The sequence below is a fragment of the Pseudomonas gessardii genome, assembly GCF_001983165.1.
In the GTDB taxonomy this organism is placed as follows: Bacteria; Pseudomonadota; Gammaproteobacteria; order Pseudomonadales; family Pseudomonadaceae; genus Aquipseudomonas; species Aquipseudomonas gessardii.
Map to the genome: position 1 here is coordinate 79,911 of NZ_MNPU01000022.1, position 14,851 is coordinate 94,761.

The window sequence follows — 14,851 nt, forward strand, 5'->3', positions numbered from 1 at the left end:
ATCTCGACGCCTTGGGGGCTCAGGTACGCTCGGCCCAGGCCGCGCGGCTGAAAAATTTCATAGTGACCGCATGGATGCTGCCATCGGTGATCCACGGGTTCAAATGGGCATAGATCTGCTGCTGACGCTTGACCGGGCTCAATGCCGCCAGTTCATCGCTAATCACGTTCAGCTGGAAATTGCAGCCTTCGCCTTCAACTGCAACCTCAGTATTCGGCAGCTTTCCTTCAAGGAAGCTTTTAACTTCTAGGGCCTGCATGCTCAACCTCTATCGGCGCCCAGTGCGCACGGGTCGCACATCATACAAAAAAGCCCCGCGCCTGCGAACCCCGCATAGCAGGACTCTGACGGGGGGCTTCTTCAATAAGGTGTATTAAGGATGCGTCAACAGCTCAGTCAAACCACAAACCTGGGCGATTTCACGCATATCCTCGGGTAATGCGCGAATACTGACAGGTTTCTTGACCGCTGCGGCGTCACGCAGGAAACACAGGAGCAATGACAGGCCAACACTGCTGGACTTCACCACCGCCGAGCAATCGAGGACCAATGCCTGCGCGGTGCTGGCATTGATCAGCGCCTGGCCCTGCTTGCGCAGGGCCGGCCCGGTGCTGTAGTCGAGCACGCCACTTAAGAGCAGCTCGCCGGCCTGGCCTTGACGAACAGCCGACTCGGTCATGGCGCCTGCTTCTCTGCAGCTTCTTCGGTCACTTCCTTGGCCTTGGCCACTTCACCGGCCCAACCATCGATGGTCTTGTCCAGGTCGTTGCCATTGCGCTGCATGGCATCGGCGAACTGGTCACGGAACAGCTTACCGATGTTGATGCCGTTGATGATCACGTTGCGCACTTTCCATTCACCGTTGATTTTCTCAAGGGTGTAGGAAACCGGATAGACCGCGCCATTGTTGCCCTTGACCTGCATGTCCACACTGGTACGGGTGCCGGACTCATCCTTGGCCGGGGACACGACGATCCCCTGGTTGTTGTATTCCAGCAGGGCATTGCCGTAGAACTGCATCAGGCTGCGCTTGAAGTTGTCCTGGAAACGCTGCATTTGCGCAGGCGTGGCCTTGCGCGAGTACTTGACCGTCATGATGCTGCGGGAGATGCCGTCAGCGTCGACCACAGGGCCCACGATACCGTTGAGGGCATCGTAGAACGCGCTTGGGCTCTGCTTGTACTGTTCCTTGTTTGCGGCAAGGTCAGCCAGCAGCTCTTTGGTGGTTCTCTCAATAATGTCGTGCGCCGAGGGCGCCGCCACGGCGTTAGCCATCAATGGCAAGGCTGCCAACAGCACCAACAGGCCACGTCGCAAGGTAGAGATCATGAACAAACTCCTCATTTGGCGTCTTTACTAACCGTATTAAGCAGGAATTTACCGATCAGGTCCTCCAATACCAACGACGACTGTGTGTCATGAATGGTCGAACCATCCTTGAGCAAGGCTTCTTCCCCGCCCACGCTGATACCGATGTACTTCTCGCCCAGCAGACCCGCCGTGAGGATAGACGCCGTGGAGTCAGTCGGCAGGTTATCTACCTTCTTGTCCAGTTGCAGGGTCACTCGGCCGGTGAAGCTGTCGCGGTCCAGATCGATTGCCGTGACCTTGCCGATAGTCACACCGGCCATGGTCACTTTGGATCTGACCGTCAAACCGGCGATATTGTCGAAGTAGGCGTAAAGTTTATAGGTATCGGCGCTCGAGCTGGCCGACAAGCCGCTGACTCGCAGGGCGAGCAACAGTAAAGCCAGGATGCCAGCCAGCAAGAAAAGGCCGACACCGATCTCCACAGTGCGGTTTTGCATCAGAAATCTCCAAACATCAAGGCGGTCAAAATGAAGTCAAGGCCCAGTACCGCCAGCGAGGCGTACACAACGGTCTTGGTGGTGGCACGACTGATCCCCTCTGAAGTGGGCTCACAGTCATAGCCTTGGAATACGGCGATCCAGGTCACGACGAAGGCAAAGACGATGCTCTTGATAATGCCATTGAGCACGTCACCGCTGAACGTCACGCTGTTTTGCATGTTGGCCCAGTAGGAGCCGTCATAGACCCCCAGCCAGTCCACCGCCACCCACGACCCGCCCCAGATCCCGACCACGCTGAAAATCATTGCCAGCAGTGGCAGTGAGATGAAGCCGGCCCACAGGCGTGGGGCAACAATGTACTTGAGCGGGTCCACGCCGATCATTTCCAGGCTGGACAACTGCTCGGTGGCCTTCATGTTGCCGATCTCGGCGGTCAACGCGGAGCCCGCGCGGCCGGCAAACAGCAAGGCCGTGACCACCGGCCCCAGTTCACGCAGCAGCGTCAGCGCAACCATCTGCCCCACCGCCTGCTCGGAACCGTAGCTGGACAGGATATTGAAGCCCTGCAACGCCAGCACCATGCCGATGAACACCCCGGAGACCACGATGATCACCAGGGACATCACGCCCACCGAGTGCAACTGCTTGAGCAGCAAGCCAAAACCGCCGCCGATAGCGCCGCGGCCCAGCAAGGCGTGAAACAGGAAAATCGTCGAACGCCCGAGCACTTCGACGATGTCGATGCCGGAACGACCGAAAAGGCGAACCTTCTCGATTAAAGATGTCTTGCGCATCAGCGCTTCCCCAGAAGATCTGCGCGGTAGTCCGCTGCCGGAAAATGAAAAGGCACCGGGCCATCAGGATCGCCGGTCATGAACTGGCGAATCCGCGGGTTATCGGCGTTCATCAGTTCTTCAGGCGTACCCTGCCCCAATACCTGGCCATCGCCGACCACATACAGGTAGTCGGCAATGCTCGCGGTTTCGGCCAGGTCGTGGGAAACCACGATACTGGTGATGCCCAGCGCATCGTTGAGCAGGCGGATCAGGCGCACCAGGACGCCCATGGCGATAGGGTCCTGGCCGACGAACGGTTCGTCATACATCAGGATCTGCGGGTCGAGGGCAATCGCCCGTGCCAGGGCCACACGCCGCTTCATACCGCCGGAGAGCTCATCTGGCATCAGATCGATGGCACCGCGAAGGCCGACGGCCTGCAGCTTCAACAATACAATGTCACGAATCATCTCTTCGGACAGCTGGGTGTGTACCCGCAGCGGGAACGCGACGTTTTCAAAAACATCGAGATCGGTGAACAGGGCACCGCTCTGGAACAGCACCCCCATGTGCTTGCGCGCATCGAACAGGTCGCTGCGCGACAGGGTCGGCAGGTTCTGGCCATTGACCCAGACTTCCCCGGCGGTGGGACGCAACTGCATGCCCATCAGGCGCAGCAGGGTCGTCTTGCCGCAACCGGACGGCCCCATGATGCCCGTCACCTTGCCGCGGGGAATGCGAATATCGACATTATTGAAGATGCTGCGCGTACCGCGCTTGAAGGAAAGGCCCTTCAGCTCGACCGCGTAGGCGTTATCGGCACTCATCTAAACTCCTTGGGATGCAGCTTCTCACTCAGACACCACGTTTGGGACAACTGCTTGCGACAGTTAGACACATGTGAGCTGTGCGGACCGAACTGGCGGCGAACTATATCACTGCTGAGATAAAGCGCCCAAGGCCGGAGCAGCGCTTGTTCAGAAACAGGACAGCTAAAGTGCATTTGAGAAGGTTCTCACATTCATGGTGAACAAACCCTGACGAACTTGCGTGAGGGAATTGATCATTACCGCTATAATCGCCGACTTTTCGTCAGGCTATACGATTTCAGACATGAGCCAATCCAACGACCTTATTCAATCCGCACAACGCACCATCCGCCTCGAACTTGAAGCCGTAGAAGGCTTGCTGGCCCATATCGACGCAGATTTCGTACGCGCCTGCGAGATGATCCTGGCCAGTAAAGGCCGGGTTGTCGTGGTCGGCATGGGCAAGTCAGGCCATGTCGGCAACAAGATTGCCGCCACCCTGGCCAGTACCGGCACCACCGCGTTTTTCGTGCACCCGGCCGAAGCCAGCCATGGCGACATGGGCATGATCACCCGCGACGACGTGATCCTGGCCCTGTCCAACTCCGGCACCACCAACGAAATCGTGACCCTGCTGCCCCTGATCAAGCGCCTGGGCATCAAGCTGATCAGCGTGACCGGCAACCCGGACTCGACGCTGGCCAAGGCCGCCGAAGTGAACCTGAACGTGCATGTGGCCCACGAGGCCTGCCCGCTGAACCTGGCGCCGACCTCCTCCACCACTGCCGCCCTGGTCATGGGCGACGCCCTGGCCGTGGCCCTGCTGGAAGCCCGTGGCTTTACCGCCGAAGACTTCGCCTTTTCCCACCCCGGTGGCGCCCTCGGCCGTCGCCTGTTGCTGAAAGTGGAAAACGTGATGCACACCGGCGATGAACTGCCCCAGGTACAGCGTGGCACCCTGCTCAAGGACGCGCTGATGGAAATGACCCGCAAAGGCCTGGGCATGACCGTGATCCTTGAAGCCGACGGGCGCCTGGCCGGGGTGTTTACCGACGGCGACTTGCGTCGCACCCTGGACCGCACCATCGATATCCATACCGCGACCATCGACCAGGTCATGACCCCCCACGGCAAGACCGCCCGCGCCGAAATGCTCGCGGCCGAAGCCCTGAAGATCATGGAAGACCACAAAATCGGCGCCCTGGTGGTGGTCGATGAGACCGATCACCCGATTGGCGCCCTGAACATGCACGATTTGCTGCGCGCAGGAGTGATGTAAATGAACACCGACCTGTTGCAACGGGGCAAGGCCATCAAACTGGCGATTTTCGACGTGGACGGCGTGCTGACCGATGGCCGCCTGTACTTCCTTGAAGACGGCAGCGAATTCAAGACGTTCAATACCCTGGACGGCCAGGGCATCAAAATGCTGATGGCCTCTGGCGTGCAAACGGCGATTATCAGTGGTCGAAAGACTCCGGTCGTGGAGCGTCGCGCACAAAACCTGGGGATTCCTTACCTCTACCAGGGCCGTGAGGATAAACTGGTGGTTCTGGACGAGCTTCTTGGCCAACTCAACCTAAGCTATGAGCAGGTCGCCTATCTGGGCGATGACCTGCCCGACCTGCCGGTGATCCGCCGCGTCGGCCTGGGCATGGCGGTGGCCAATGCTGCGGCGTTTGTGCGCGAACATGCCCATGGCATTACCCAGGCCCGTGGCGGCGAAGGCGCCGCCCGCGAGTTCTGCGAGTTGATCCTGCGTGCCCAGGGCAGCCTTGAAGCGGCCCACGCCGCCTACCTATAGAGCCTTCTATGCTGAGCAAAAAGATTCGCAACTTCCTGATACTCGGAGCCATCGCCGCGCTGTTTCTCGCGGTGGGCTACTGGAACATCAGCCCGGAGCGCTTCCTCGACCACCCGGTTGTGCAGGCCGACCAGGGCGCCATCGACTATTACGCCACCAACGCCTACAGCGTGCAGTTCCTGCCGGACGGCAAGGTGCAGTACGAAATGACGTCGGACAAGGTCGAACACCTGAAGGCTTCCGAGGTCACATTGCTGACCAACCCGGACCTGAACCTGTATCGCGGCACCGAATTCCCGTGGCATGTCACCAGCAAGCGTGGCGAGGTCAACCCGGACGGCACCGAAGTGGAGCTGATCGACTCGGTGCGCGTTGCGCGCACCGACGCCCAGAAGCGCGAGACCATCATTACCAGCAGTCGCATGACCGTATTCCCACAGAAGCAATATGCGCAGACCGAGCAAGACGTTAGAATCGACGGCGCTGGCGGTGTATCGACTGGCAAGGGAATGAAAGCGTATTTGAAAGAAAGCAGGATACACCTGCTATCGAACGTAAGAGGACAGTATGAGGCTCGTTAAAACCCTCCCTATTTTGCTCGGTCTGGGCGCAGCACTGGGAAGCGTGAGCGCCTGGGCTCTGCCGAACGATAGCCAGCAACCGATCCACATTCAGGCTGACGATGCGCAACTGGATGACAAGCAAGGTATCGCGACCTACAAGGGCGACGTCATCATCACCCAGGGCTCGATGAAGATTACCGGCAATACCGTGACCCTGACCCGCACCCCGGCAGGTGAGATTGACGTCGTGACCTCGGTGGGCAACCTGGCCTACTTTGAACAGAAGCAAAACGCCGCCGACCCAGGCCCGATCAAAGGCTACGGCGTGACCATCCAGTACCACGCGCCGCAAAACCGCATCGTACTGACTGACCGCGCCAAAGTGATCAGCAGCGACGGCAACTCGACCGAAGGCGAGAAAATCGTCTATGACACCGTCAAGCAGGTCGCCACTGCCGGCCGCGCCAATGGCACCAAGGTCACTGCACCACGTCCGCGCATCGACATGGTTATCCAGCCGAAGAAGAAGGCCCAGTAATGGCAACCCTGAAAGCCCAGCATCTGGCCAAGGCCTATAAAAGCCGTCAGGTCGTGCGCGACGTCAGCCTGTCGATCGACAGCGGCCAGATCGTCGGCCTGCTTGGCCCCAACGGTGCCGGCAAGACCACCTGCTTCTACATGATCGTCGGCCTGGTCCAGGCGGACCAGGGCCGCGTCTTGATCGACGACCTGGACGTCAGCCACCAGCCCATGCACGGTCGTGCACGGGCCGGTATCGGCTATCTCCCCCAGGAGGCATCGATCTTCCGCAAACTGTCAGTGTCCGACAACATCATGGCGATCCTTGAAACCCGCAAGGAACTGGATCGCGATGGACGCCGCCAGGAACTGGAAAGCCTGCTGCAGGAGTTCCACATCAACCACATCCGCGACAACCTCGGCATGAGCCTGTCCGGCGGCGAGCGTCGTCGTGTGGAAATCGCCCGCGCCCTGGCCACGGCACCGAAGTTCATCCTGCTGGACGAGCCCTTCGCCGGTGTCGACCCGATTTCGGTAGGCGACATCAAGCAGATCATCCATCACCTCAAGGCCAAGGGGATCGGCGTGTTGATCACCGACCACAACGTGCGTGAGACCCTGGATATCTGCGAAACCGCGTATATCGTCAACGACGGCCAACTGATTGCCGAAGGGGACTCCGCCACCATCCTGGCCAACGAACTGGTCAAGGAAGTGTACCTGGGGCACGAGTTCCGCCTGTAAACACTGGGATGTCAGGACATTCGCCATCAGGCGCGGGAGTCAATAAAAACCTTATTATTTTTATTGTTACCGCGCTCTAGGCAAAGCCCCCGATATCAGGCATATAATTTGCTTATGTTTGGCGCTCACGCGCCCTGTCGTGGATGGCGCATTGCGCCGGCGAATAAGGTGTTAAGCCCCTGCCATGAAACCATCGCTAGTCCTGAGAATGGGCCAGCAGCTGACGATGACACCGCAGCTGCAACAGGCCATCCGCCTGCTCCAATTGTCGACCCTGGACCTGCAACAGGAAATCCAGGAGGCCCTGGAGTCCAACCCGATGCTCGAACGCCAGGAAGAAGGCGACGACTTCGACAATGCCGACCCACTGGCCGACAACATCGAGCAAAAACCCAACGCCGACGTCCAGGAACCGTCCTACCAGGAAACCGCACCCACGGTGGATAACCTGGAAGAAGGCGAGTGGAACGAGCGCATTCCCAATGAACTGCCGGTGGATACGGCCTGGGAAGATGTCTACCAGACCAGCGCCAGCAGCCTGCCCAGCAACGACGATGACGAGTGGGACTTCACCACCCGCACCTCCGTCGGTGAAAGCCTGCAGAGCCACTTGCTGTGGCAACTGAACCTTGCCCCGATGTCCGACACCGATCGCCTGATCGCCGTGACCCTGATCGACTGCATCAATAATCAGGGCTACCTGGACGAGACCCTTGAGGAAATCCTCGAGGCCTTCGACCCGGAACTGGACATCGAGCTGGACGAAATCGAAGCGGTCCTGCACCGCATCCAGCAGTTCGAGCCCGCCGGCATTGGTGCGCGCAACCTCAGCGAGTGCCTGTTGCTGCAACTGCGCCAGCTGCCCGCCAAGACCCCCTGGCTGGCCGAGGCCCAACGCCTGGTCACCGACTACATCGACCTGCTGGGCAGCCGCGACTACAGCCAGTTGATGCGCCGGATGAAGCTCAAGGAAGATGACCTGCGCCAGATCATCGAACTGGTCCAGAGCCTCAACCCGCGTCCCGGTTCGCAAATCGAGTCCAGCGAAGCCGAATACGTCGTCCCCGACGTAATCGTGCGCAAGGACAACGAGCGCTGGCTGGTGGAACTGAACCAGGAATCGGTGCCGCGCCTGCGGGTCAACCCGCAATACGCAGGTTTCGTGCGCCGGGCCGATACCAGTGCCGACAACACCTTCATGCGCAACCAGTTGCAGGAAGCGCGCTGGTTCATCAAGAGCCTGCAAAGCCGCAACGAGACCCTGATGAAAGTGGCCACCCAGATCGTCGAGCATCAGCGCGGCTTCCTGGAATACGGCGACGAGGCAATGAAGCCGCTGGTGCTGCATGACATTGCCGAAGCCGTCGGCATGCATGAATCGACCATTTCCCGGGTCACCACCCAGAAATTCATGCATACCCCGCGCGGTATCTATGAGCTGAAATACTTTTTCTCCAGCCACGTCAGCACCTCCGAAGGCGGCGAATGCTCGTCCACGGCGATCCGCGCGATCATCAAAAAACTGGTTGCCGCGGAAAATCAGAAAAAGCCGTTGAGTGACAGCAAGATCGCTGGTTTACTGGAGGCACAAGGCATTCAGGTCGCCCGTCGAACCGTCGCCAAGTACCGCGAGTCCCTTGGGATCGCGCCTTCCAGCGAGCGTAAGCGGTTGATGTGACGGGCAGGCCACAGCGTTCCAGTGGCGGGTATTCCTACCCGCCGCTTTATGCACTGGCAACGAAGGAGAAGCTGTATGCAAGTCAATATCAGTGGACACCAACTGGAAGTGACCGAACCGCTGCGCGCCTACATCAGCGAAAAACTCAAACGGATTGAGGGGCATTTCGACAAGATCACCAATGTGCAAGTCATCATGTCTGTCGAAAAGCTAAAGCAGAAAATCGAAGCCACCTTGCGTATACCCGGCGGGGAAGTAGTCGCCAATGCAGAGCATTCAGACATGTATGCCGCCATTGACGACCTGACCGACAAGCTGGATCGCCAAATCAAAAAGCATAAGGAAAAGCAGCAGAGCCTTCTTCAAGGCACAGGCCGCTAACACTCCCCACCCATGATTCGACTTGAAACCATCCTGACCCCCGGCCGTTCCCTTGTGAACGTGCCGGGCGGCAGTAAAAAGAAAGCCCTCGAACAAATTGCCAACCTGATCAGCCGCCAAGTGCCTGACCTGGAAATGCAAGATGTCTTCGATGCCCTGATAGCCCGTGAAAAACTCGGCTCGACCGGTTTTGGCAACGGCATCGCGATTCCTCACTGCCGCCTCAAAGGCTGCGACGCACCGATAAGCGCCCTGTTGCACCTGGAGGCGCCCATAGATTTTGACGCCATCGATGGCGCCCCGGTTGACCTGCTGTTTGTCCTGCTGGTCCCGGAAGCCGCCACCGATGCGCACCTGGAGCTGCTCCGGCAGATCGCCAGCATGCTCGACCGTGAAGAAGTACGTAAGAAACTGCGCAGCGCCAGCAGTAATGAAGCGCTGTATCAGGTGGTTCTGGATGAGCAAAGCGGGCAGTAATCATGCGTCTGATCATCGTCAGCGGGCGTTCCGGCTCGGGTAAAAGTACGGCCCTCAATGTGCTTGAGGACAGTGGTTTCTATTGCATCGACAACTTGCCGGCCGGCCTGCTGCCCGAGCTGGCCGAACGTGCGTTGATCCATACCGAACTGGCCCAACCGCTGGTGGCGGTGTCGATCGACGCGCGCAACCTGCCCAGCCACCTCACGCGATTCCCGGAACTGCTGGAAGAGGTACGCGCCAAGCACATCCATTGCGACGTGCTGTACCTGGATGCCGACGAAGAAACGCTGCTCAAGCGCTTCTCGGAAACCCGTCGCCGCCACCCGCTGAGCAGCCCGCACCGCTCGCTGGCCGAAGCCATCGAAGACGAGACCAAGCTGCTGGGGCCGATCATTGACTTGGCCGACCTCAAGATCAACACCACCAGCCTGAACCTTTACCAACTGCGCGACGCCATCAAGCTGCGCCTGCTGAACCAGCCGGAACCGGGCACGGCCTTCCTGGTCGAATCCTTTGGTTTCAAGCGGGGCATGCCGATAGACGCCGACCTGGTATTTGACGTGCGTTGCCTGCCCAATCCTTACTGGAAGCCGGAACTGCGCGACCAGTCTGGGCTGGACCAGCCCGTTGCCGAGTACCTGGCGGCACAACCGGATGTGGAGGAGATGTTCCAGGACATCTCCAGCTACCTGCTCAAGTGGCTACCGCGCTTTGCCGCCAGCAACCGGGCCTATGTCACCATCGCCATTGGCTGTACCGGCGGGCATCACCGCTCCGTCTACCTGACCGAGCGCCTGGGCCAGGTCTTGCAGCAAACCCTCAAGAATGTCCAGGTTCGCCACCGCGACCTCAGCTGAAAGGAACACCTTCGCGATGCCTGCTCTGGAAATTGAAATCATCAACAAACTGGGCTTGCATGCCCGTGCGTCGGCCAAATTTGTCGGGGTCGCGGGCCAGTTTCCTTGCCAGGTGCGCGCCGGGCGTACGCCAGAGTCCATGGTCGATGGCAAAAGCATCATGGCGATGATGATGCTGGCAGCCGGCAAGGGCACCACGATCCACCTGAAGACCGAAGGCGAGCAGGAGCGGGAAGCGTTGGACGCGCTGGTGCAGTTGATCAATAACTACTTCGACGAAGGCGAATAGCCCCTGCCCAACATAAATTCCATGTGTATGGGCTTGTGTGGGAGCTGGCTTGCCTGCGATAGCATCACCTCGGTCTAGACGAAAAGCCGAGGTGCCTGCATCGCAGGCAAGCCAGCTCCTACATTGGGTTTGCGCTAGGCATCAGCCCAGCGCTGTATCCATCGCCATCATCAGGCAAAACCCGATGCACAACCCCAGGCTCGCCAGCTTGTCATGCCCATTGCGGCGCGATTCGGGGATCACTTCGTGAGTCACCACCAATAGCATCGCCCCGGCCGCCAGCGCCAGGCCCAAAGGCAGCAGCATCTCGGCCAGGCTCACCAGCCAGGCACAGAGTACGGCAAACACCGGCTCTACCAGCCCGGAGGCCGCCCCAATCATGAAAGCCTTGGCTCGCGACATCCCTGCCCCTGCCAACACCAACGCAATCACCAGCCCTTCCGGCACATCCTGCAAGGCAATGCCCATGGCCAAGCTGTCGGCATCCGGCATGCCACCGCCGGCCGAGACGCCCACCGCCATGCCTTCGGGAATGTTATGGGCAATGATCGCGAACACGAACAGCCAGATGCGCGGCGGGATCACCGGTTTGTCGGGCGTACCGACCAACATGTCCGGGCTGGCCCCGGAGACCTTGCGGTCGACCAGAAACAAGCCAAAAGCGCCCAGCATGATGCCGAAGCTGATCAAGCCACTGGAGGCCCAGGGCGTCAGCCCCAGGTTTTCGGCGGCGGCAATCCCCGGCACGACCAGCGAAAACGCAGTCGCCGCCAGCATCACGCCGGCGCCAAACCCCAGCAATGTATCGCTGACCGCCAACGGCATCCGCCGGATCACCAGGACCGGCACCGCGCCCAACGCCGTGCCCAGGGCGCAGATTGCCCCCCCTTGCAGTGCGCGCAGGATCCGCGGCTCCAGGTTCAGCCAGGCCAGCCCGTGGGCCACCAGCAATGCCGTTCCCGCCAATAGCAGCAGCGAGCCAAATGCATAGCGGAACATTCGTCCGCTGCTGATCGCCAGTGTTTCAGTGCCCATAGTCGGCCTTAGGTCTGGTTATAAGAGGTCATTAAGCGAGGGCAGCCTGGTAGCGTTCAGCGACTTCCGGCCAGTTGATAACACTGTAGAAGGCGTTGATGTATTCAGGACGGCGGTTTTGATAAAGCAGGTAGTAGGCGTGCTCCCACACGTCCAGACCGAGGATCGGAGTATTGCCGCTCATCAACGGGCTGTCCTGGTTGCCACTGCTTTCGACCACCAGGGTCTTGTGCGGGGTCACGCTCAGCCAGGCCCAACCGCTGCCGAAACGGGTCAACGCGGCCTTGGTGAAGGCCTCCTTGAAGGCATCAAAACCACCCAGCTGCGTATCAATCGCCTGGCCCAGGGCACCTTCGGGCTTGCCGCCGCCCTTGGGCGACATGACCGCCCAGAACAACGAGTGGTTGGCATGCCCGCCCCCCTGGTTGATCACCGCGGCGCGCAGTTTTTCCGGCAATTGCTGGACGCTGGAGACCAGTTTCTCGATGGGCCAGCCAGCGAACTCGGTGCCTTCGACGGCGGCATTGAGGTTATTGATGTAGGTCTGGTGGTGCTTGGTGTAGTGGATTTCCATGGTTTGCGCATCGATATGCGGTTCCAGGGCATCGTAGGCGTACGGCAAGGCAGGCAAGGTGTAGGACATATCAATGTGCTCCATAAAAAGGGCTGTTGCGGGTCGGCGCACCTATCTGCGACGTATGGTTGCCCAGCAAGCGATGGGTACGGGGGTACTCGCCGTGATCGCTGATGAAATTCAACAGTTCGACGTAGGTCTTGCTGCTCTGGCGCAAGGCTGCCTCGCGCAAGGCCTGAGGCAGCCGGGTGTCCTGCAGGGTCTGCAGCAAACGCTGGTGAATGGCGCAGAGGTATTCGGCGCTTTCTTCAGGCTGGTTCAGGCGCAGGTGCAGGTCCGCCAGGTTGTGATGGGAAATGACGCAGGCCGCCACCGCCTCGTCGGCATCCCCCCAGCGCTCGAACAACACTTGGGCCAGGGCCAGGGCTTGCAGGTAATGCTCGCGGGCATCCACCAGTTCGCCCTGCATAAAGCAGCGATTGGCCCGTTCGATCGTGCGTTTCCAGTGCTCCATGGTGAGCCTCCAAAGCAGGGTCGGTTATTACACGCCACCCGCCGTGAGCTTTTCCGGGTCCAGGAGGACTTCCAGTTGGCTGCGCGGCAGGTCGGTGTGTTCGAGCGCCACATCAATCACCGGCCGGCCTTGTTGATAGGCTTTCTTGGCGATTTCAGCGGCCTTTTGGTAACCAATGATCGGGTTGAGGGCAGTGACCAGGATCGGGTTGCGCGCCAAGGCTTCCTTGAGCTTGGGCTCGTTGACCTTGAAGCTGGCGATGGCCTTGTCCGCCAGCAGGCGGCTGGAGTTGGCCAACAGCTCCAGGCTGCTGAGCAGGTTCTGGGCGATGATCGGCAGCATCACGTTGAGCTCGAAATTGCCGGATTGACCGGCGACCGTGATCACACTGTCATTGCCGATCACCTGGGCCGCGACCATGGCCGTGGCCTCTGGAATCACCGGGTTGACCTTGCCCGGCATGATCGACGACCCCGGTTGCAGGCCTTCAAGCTCGATTTCACCGAGGCCGGCGAGTGGGCCGGAGTTCATCCAGCGCAGGTCGTTGGCGATTTTCATCAGCGATACGGCAATCGCTTTCAACTGGCCGGAAACGGCGACCGCGGTGTCCTGGGAGCCAATCAGGGCGAACAGGTTCTTGCCCGGAGTGAACCGCACCTGGGTCAGGCTGCTCAACTGCTGGCTGAAACGTGTAGCAAACTCAAGGTGCGCATTGACCCCGGTCCCCACCGCAGTACCGCCCTGGGCCAGGGCCTGCAGACTTGGCAGCAGGCCCTGCAAGTGAGCGATATTGGCCTTGAGTTGCTGCGCCCACCCCTCAAGCACCTGGCTCATGCGCACCGGCATGGCGTCCATCAGGTGGGTACGCCCGGTCTTGATGAATGGATGGACCTCTACCGCCTTGCGCTCGATCACCTCAACCAGGTGCAGCAACGCCGGCAACGTCTGCTCATGTAGCACCAGTGCGGCGCTGACGTGAATGGTGGTCGGGATGATGTCGTTGCTGCTTTGCCCGCAATTGACGTGGTCGTTGGGGTTGACCGGCTCGCCCAGCAGGCGGCTGGCCAGGGTTGCAATCACTTCATTGGCGTTCATGTTGGAGCTGGTGCCGGAACCGGTCTGGAAGATATCCACCGGGAAATGCTGCATGAAATCGCCTTCCAGCAAGCCTTGGGCGGCGTCGACAATGGCTTTGCCCTGGCTTTCGCTGATCTGCTTGAGATCGACGTTGGCCTTGGCGGCGGCGGCCTTGGCCAGGATCAGGGCGCGGATGAACGGGGCCGGCATGCGCTGGTGGCTGATCGGGAAGTTGTTCACCGCACGCTGGGTTTGCGCGCCATACAACGCGTCGGCCGGTACCAGTAGTTCGCCCATGCTGTCGCGTTCGATACGGGTGTTACTCATCGGAAGATCCTTGCACCAAGTCGGAGTGAGAAATCGAAGGTTGCAGTTCACAAGTCGCCAATTGCCAGGCAAAGGTCTGCCAGCGCTTGAGGCGGCAGGCGCAGTGCGAAAGGTTTTCCAGGTCGCGCAGCGGGCGCCAGGCCTGGTCCAGGCATGTGGAGCGCCAATGCCAGGGCAAGGCGATATCGGTGGCGGTGTCGATCAGCAGGCAAAACGAGGTCTCGGCGATGGTCCACGGGTGCGTGGCCGTGCAGCAGGCCAGGTAGCGACCTTCGTTCAGGTAATGCTCGATCAGCCGTGGCTCGTCAGGGTTGAGCCCGCAGCGAATCTGACGGCTCATCCAGCGCCAGCTTTCCAGGTAGGGATCCTCGTGCAGGACAGAACTCATGATCCACACTCGCTCGATAATGATATTTATTATTAAATGATATTGAGAATCAAAACAAGCTATCAACCCTATAGCTTTGTCTGCACGGCAATATTCCAGGATCGAGTAGGAGGCGGATTCACATCCGCCGTCCTCTCACACCACCGTACGTACGGTTCCGTATACGGCGGTTCAGGTTATACGGTTAAGTCGGTTTATCGTATCCAGTATCGAGACCAGCCCGAG

The 14,851-nt window shown here is 59.7% G+C and carries 21 protein-coding genes; 10 read left to right on the forward strand and 11 right to left on the reverse strand.

Going from position 1 to position 14,851, the window contains the following annotated elements; translation table 11 throughout:
• Positions 1-19: 19 nt before the first annotated feature.
• The 6 genes from BLL38_RS16620 to BLL38_RS16645 form a co-directional block, all read right to left on the reverse strand.
• A complete protein-coding gene (locus BLL38_RS16620) occupies positions 20-259 on the reverse strand; it encodes a BolA family protein (protein WP_010567702.1) in 240 nt (79 codons plus the stop codon).
• Positions 260-373: 114 nt separating this feature from the next.
• Positions 374-679 carry an STAS domain-containing protein gene (locus BLL38_RS16625; RefSeq protein WP_076963539.1) on the reverse strand — a complete coding sequence of 102 codons (306 nt, stop codon included), beginning with the start codon at positions 677-679 and terminating at the stop codon, positions 374-376.
• The gene (locus BLL38_RS16630; RefSeq protein ID WP_076963540.1) at positions 676-1,329 is read right to left on the reverse strand and encodes an MlaC/ttg2D family ABC transporter substrate-binding protein; all 654 of its coding nucleotides are present in this window, start codon (positions 1,327-1,329) and stop codon (positions 676-678) included. The genes BLL38_RS16625 and BLL38_RS16630 overlap by 4 nt, the downstream gene beginning before the upstream one ends.
• Before the next feature lie 11 nt (positions 1,330-1,340).
• A complete protein-coding gene (gene mlaD / locus BLL38_RS16635; protein ID WP_076963541.1) occupies positions 1,341-1,808 on the reverse strand; it encodes an outer membrane lipid asymmetry maintenance protein MlaD in 468 nt (155 codons plus the stop codon).
• Positions 1,808-2,605, reverse strand: a complete 798-nt coding sequence (gene mlaE / locus BLL38_RS16640; protein ID WP_076963542.1) for a lipid asymmetry maintenance ABC transporter permease subunit MlaE — start codon at positions 2,603-2,605, stop codon at positions 1,808-1,810. Before mlaE ends, mlaD begins: the two co-directional genes overlap by 1 nt.
• Positions 2,605-3,414, reverse strand: a complete 810-nt coding sequence (locus BLL38_RS16645; protein ID WP_038443322.1) for an ATP-binding cassette domain-containing protein — start codon at positions 3,412-3,414, stop codon at positions 2,605-2,607. Before BLL38_RS16645 ends, mlaE begins: the two co-directional genes overlap by 1 nt.
• Before the next feature lie 286 nt (positions 3,415-3,700).
• On the opposite strand from BLL38_RS16645, the gene BLL38_RS16650 reads away from it, so the two are divergent.
• The 10 genes from BLL38_RS16650 (at position 3,701) to BLL38_RS16695 (ending at position 10,711) form a co-directional block, all read left to right on the forward strand.
• Positions 3,701-4,675, forward strand: coding sequence for a KpsF/GutQ family sugar-phosphate isomerase (locus tag BLL38_RS16650; protein ID WP_076963543.1), 975 nt, complete (start codon positions 3,701-3,703; stop codon positions 4,673-4,675).
• Positions 4,676-5,200: a KdsC family phosphatase gene (locus BLL38_RS16655; RefSeq protein WP_076963544.1), complete on the forward strand. Its 525-nt coding sequence runs from the start codon at positions 4,676-4,678 to the stop codon at positions 5,198-5,200.
• A gap of 8 nt (positions 5,201-5,208) precedes the next feature.
• Positions 5,209-5,781 (forward strand): LPS export ABC transporter periplasmic protein LptC, encoded by a 573-nt coding sequence (gene lptC / locus BLL38_RS16660; RefSeq protein WP_076963545.1) that lies wholly within the window; start codon positions 5,209-5,211, stop codon positions 5,779-5,781.
• Positions 5,768-6,301, forward strand: coding sequence for a lipopolysaccharide transport periplasmic protein LptA (gene lptA / locus BLL38_RS16665; protein ID WP_076963546.1), 534 nt, complete (start codon positions 5,768-5,770; stop codon positions 6,299-6,301). The genes lptC and lptA overlap by 14 nt, the downstream gene beginning before the upstream one ends.
• Positions 6,301-7,026 carry an LPS export ABC transporter ATP-binding protein gene (gene lptB / locus BLL38_RS16670; protein WP_029291791.1) on the forward strand — a complete coding sequence of 242 codons (726 nt, stop codon included), beginning with the start codon at positions 6,301-6,303 and terminating at the stop codon, positions 7,024-7,026. Before lptA ends, lptB begins: the two co-directional genes overlap by 1 nt.
• A gap of 184 nt (positions 7,027-7,210) precedes the next feature.
• Entirely contained in the window at positions 7,211-8,704 is a 1,494-nt protein-coding gene (locus BLL38_RS16675) for an RNA polymerase factor sigma-54 (RefSeq protein WP_076963547.1), read from the forward strand.
• 75 nt (positions 8,705-8,779) lie between these two features.
• Positions 8,780-9,085, forward strand: a complete 306-nt coding sequence (hpf, locus tag BLL38_RS16680) for a ribosome hibernation-promoting factor, HPF/YfiA family (RefSeq protein ID WP_032860085.1) — start codon at positions 8,780-8,782, stop codon at positions 9,083-9,085.
• A 12-nt stretch (positions 9,086-9,097) separates the two neighbouring features.
• The gene (gene ptsN, locus BLL38_RS16685) at positions 9,098-9,562 is read left to right on the forward strand and encodes a PTS IIA-like nitrogen regulatory protein PtsN (RefSeq protein ID WP_076963548.1); all 465 of its coding nucleotides are present in this window, start codon (positions 9,098-9,100) and stop codon (positions 9,560-9,562) included.
• 2 nt (positions 9,563-9,564) lie between these two features.
• Positions 9,565-10,422, forward strand: coding sequence for an RNase adapter RapZ (rapZ, locus tag BLL38_RS16690; protein ID WP_076963549.1), 858 nt, complete (start codon positions 9,565-9,567; stop codon positions 10,420-10,422).
• Positions 10,423-10,438: 16 nt separating this feature from the next.
• Entirely contained in the window at positions 10,439-10,711 is a 273-nt protein-coding gene (locus tag BLL38_RS16695) for an HPr family phosphocarrier protein (RefSeq protein WP_076963550.1), read from the forward strand.
• A 141-nt stretch (positions 10,712-10,852) separates the two neighbouring features.
• Here the strand turns inward: BLL38_RS16695 and BLL38_RS16700 are convergent, their stop codons facing one another.
• From BLL38_RS16700 to BLL38_RS16720, 5 genes are read right to left on the reverse strand one after another with little or no spacing between them, the layout of a single operon-like run.
• The gene (locus BLL38_RS16700) at positions 10,853-11,746 is read right to left on the reverse strand and encodes a ZIP family metal transporter (protein ID WP_076963551.1); all 894 of its coding nucleotides are present in this window, start codon (positions 11,744-11,746) and stop codon (positions 10,853-10,855) included.
• A gap of 31 nt (positions 11,747-11,777) precedes the next feature.
• A complete protein-coding gene (locus BLL38_RS16705; RefSeq protein WP_076963552.1) occupies positions 11,778-12,389 on the reverse strand; it encodes a superoxide dismutase in 612 nt (203 codons plus the stop codon).
• 1 nt (position 12,390) lies between these two features.
• The gene (locus BLL38_RS16710) at positions 12,391-12,834 is read right to left on the reverse strand and encodes a hypothetical protein (protein WP_076963553.1); all 444 of its coding nucleotides are present in this window, start codon (positions 12,832-12,834) and stop codon (positions 12,391-12,393) included.
• A 27-nt stretch (positions 12,835-12,861) separates the two neighbouring features.
• Positions 12,862-14,238, reverse strand: a complete 1,377-nt coding sequence (locus BLL38_RS16715) for a class II fumarate hydratase (protein ID WP_076963554.1) — start codon at positions 14,236-14,238, stop codon at positions 12,862-12,864.
• The gene (locus BLL38_RS16720) at positions 14,231-14,626 is read right to left on the reverse strand and encodes a FagA protein (protein WP_076963555.1); all 396 of its coding nucleotides are present in this window, start codon (positions 14,624-14,626) and stop codon (positions 14,231-14,233) included. Before BLL38_RS16720 ends, BLL38_RS16715 begins: the two co-directional genes overlap by 8 nt.
• Between the last annotated feature and the right edge of the window lie 225 nt (positions 14,627-14,851).

What these genes read in the sequence shown, in the direction of transcription:
- lptA (WP_076963546.1), top strand. Translation starts at nt 5,768, where the DNA reads ATGAGGCTCGTTAAAACCCTCCCTATTTTGCTCGGTCTGGGCGCAGCA.
- BLL38_RS16695 (WP_076963550.1), top strand. Translation starts at nt 10,439, where the DNA reads ATGCCTGCTCTGGAAATTGAAATCATCAACAAACTGGGCTTGCATGCC.
- BLL38_RS16620 (WP_010567702.1), bottom strand. Translation starts at nt 259, where the DNA reads ATGCAGGCCCTAGAAGTTAAAAGCTTCCTTGAAGGAAAGCTGCCGAAT.
- mlaD (WP_076963541.1), bottom strand. Translation starts at nt 1,808, where the DNA reads ATGCAAAACCGCACTGTGGAGATCGGTGTCGGCCTTTTCTTGCTGGCT.
- BLL38_RS16630 (WP_076963540.1), bottom strand. Translation starts at nt 1,329, where the DNA reads ATGATCTCTACCTTGCGACGTGGCCTGTTGGTGCTGTTGGCAGCCTTG.
- BLL38_RS16650 (WP_076963543.1), top strand. Translation starts at nt 3,701, where the DNA reads ATGAGCCAATCCAACGACCTTATTCAATCCGCACAACGCACCATCCGC.
- lptB (WP_029291791.1), top strand. Translation starts at nt 6,301, where the DNA reads ATGGCAACCCTGAAAGCCCAGCATCTGGCCAAGGCCTATAAAAGCCGT.
- BLL38_RS16715 (WP_076963554.1), bottom strand. Translation starts at nt 14,238, where the DNA reads ATGAGTAACACCCGTATCGAACGCGACAGCATGGGCGAACTACTGGTA.
- BLL38_RS16705 (WP_076963552.1), bottom strand. Translation starts at nt 12,389, where the DNA reads ATGTCCTACACCTTGCCTGCCTTGCCGTACGCCTACGATGCCCTGGAA.
- BLL38_RS16700 (WP_076963551.1), bottom strand. Translation starts at nt 11,746, where the DNA reads ATGGGCACTGAAACACTGGCGATCAGCAGCGGACGAATGTTCCGCTAT.
- BLL38_RS16645 (WP_038443322.1), bottom strand. Translation starts at nt 3,414, where the DNA reads ATGAGTGCCGATAACGCCTACGCGGTCGAGCTGAAGGGCCTTTCCTTC.
- BLL38_RS16675 (WP_076963547.1), top strand. Translation starts at nt 7,211, where the DNA reads ATGAAACCATCGCTAGTCCTGAGAATGGGCCAGCAGCTGACGATGACA.
- mlaE (WP_076963542.1), bottom strand. Translation starts at nt 2,605, where the DNA reads ATGCGCAAGACATCTTTAATCGAGAAGGTTCGCCTTTTCGGTCGTTCC.
- BLL38_RS16625 (WP_076963539.1), bottom strand. Translation starts at nt 679, where the DNA reads ATGACCGAGTCGGCTGTTCGTCAAGGCCAGGCCGGCGAGCTGCTCTTA.
- BLL38_RS16720 (WP_076963555.1), bottom strand. Translation starts at nt 14,626, where the DNA reads ATGAGTTCTGTCCTGCACGAGGATCCCTACCTGGAAAGCTGGCGCTGG.
- lptC (WP_076963545.1), top strand. Translation starts at nt 5,209, where the DNA reads ATGCTGAGCAAAAAGATTCGCAACTTCCTGATACTCGGAGCCATCGCC.
- hpf (WP_032860085.1), top strand. Translation starts at nt 8,780, where the DNA reads ATGCAAGTCAATATCAGTGGACACCAACTGGAAGTGACCGAACCGCTG.
- BLL38_RS16655 (WP_076963544.1), top strand. Translation starts at nt 4,676, where the DNA reads ATGAACACCGACCTGTTGCAACGGGGCAAGGCCATCAAACTGGCGATT.
- BLL38_RS16710 (WP_076963553.1), bottom strand. Translation starts at nt 12,834, where the DNA reads ATGGAGCACTGGAAACGCACGATCGAACGGGCCAATCGCTGCTTTATG.
- ptsN (WP_076963548.1), top strand. Translation starts at nt 9,098, where the DNA reads ATGATTCGACTTGAAACCATCCTGACCCCCGGCCGTTCCCTTGTGAAC.
- rapZ (WP_076963549.1), top strand. Translation starts at nt 9,565, where the DNA reads ATGCGTCTGATCATCGTCAGCGGGCGTTCCGGCTCGGGTAAAAGTACG.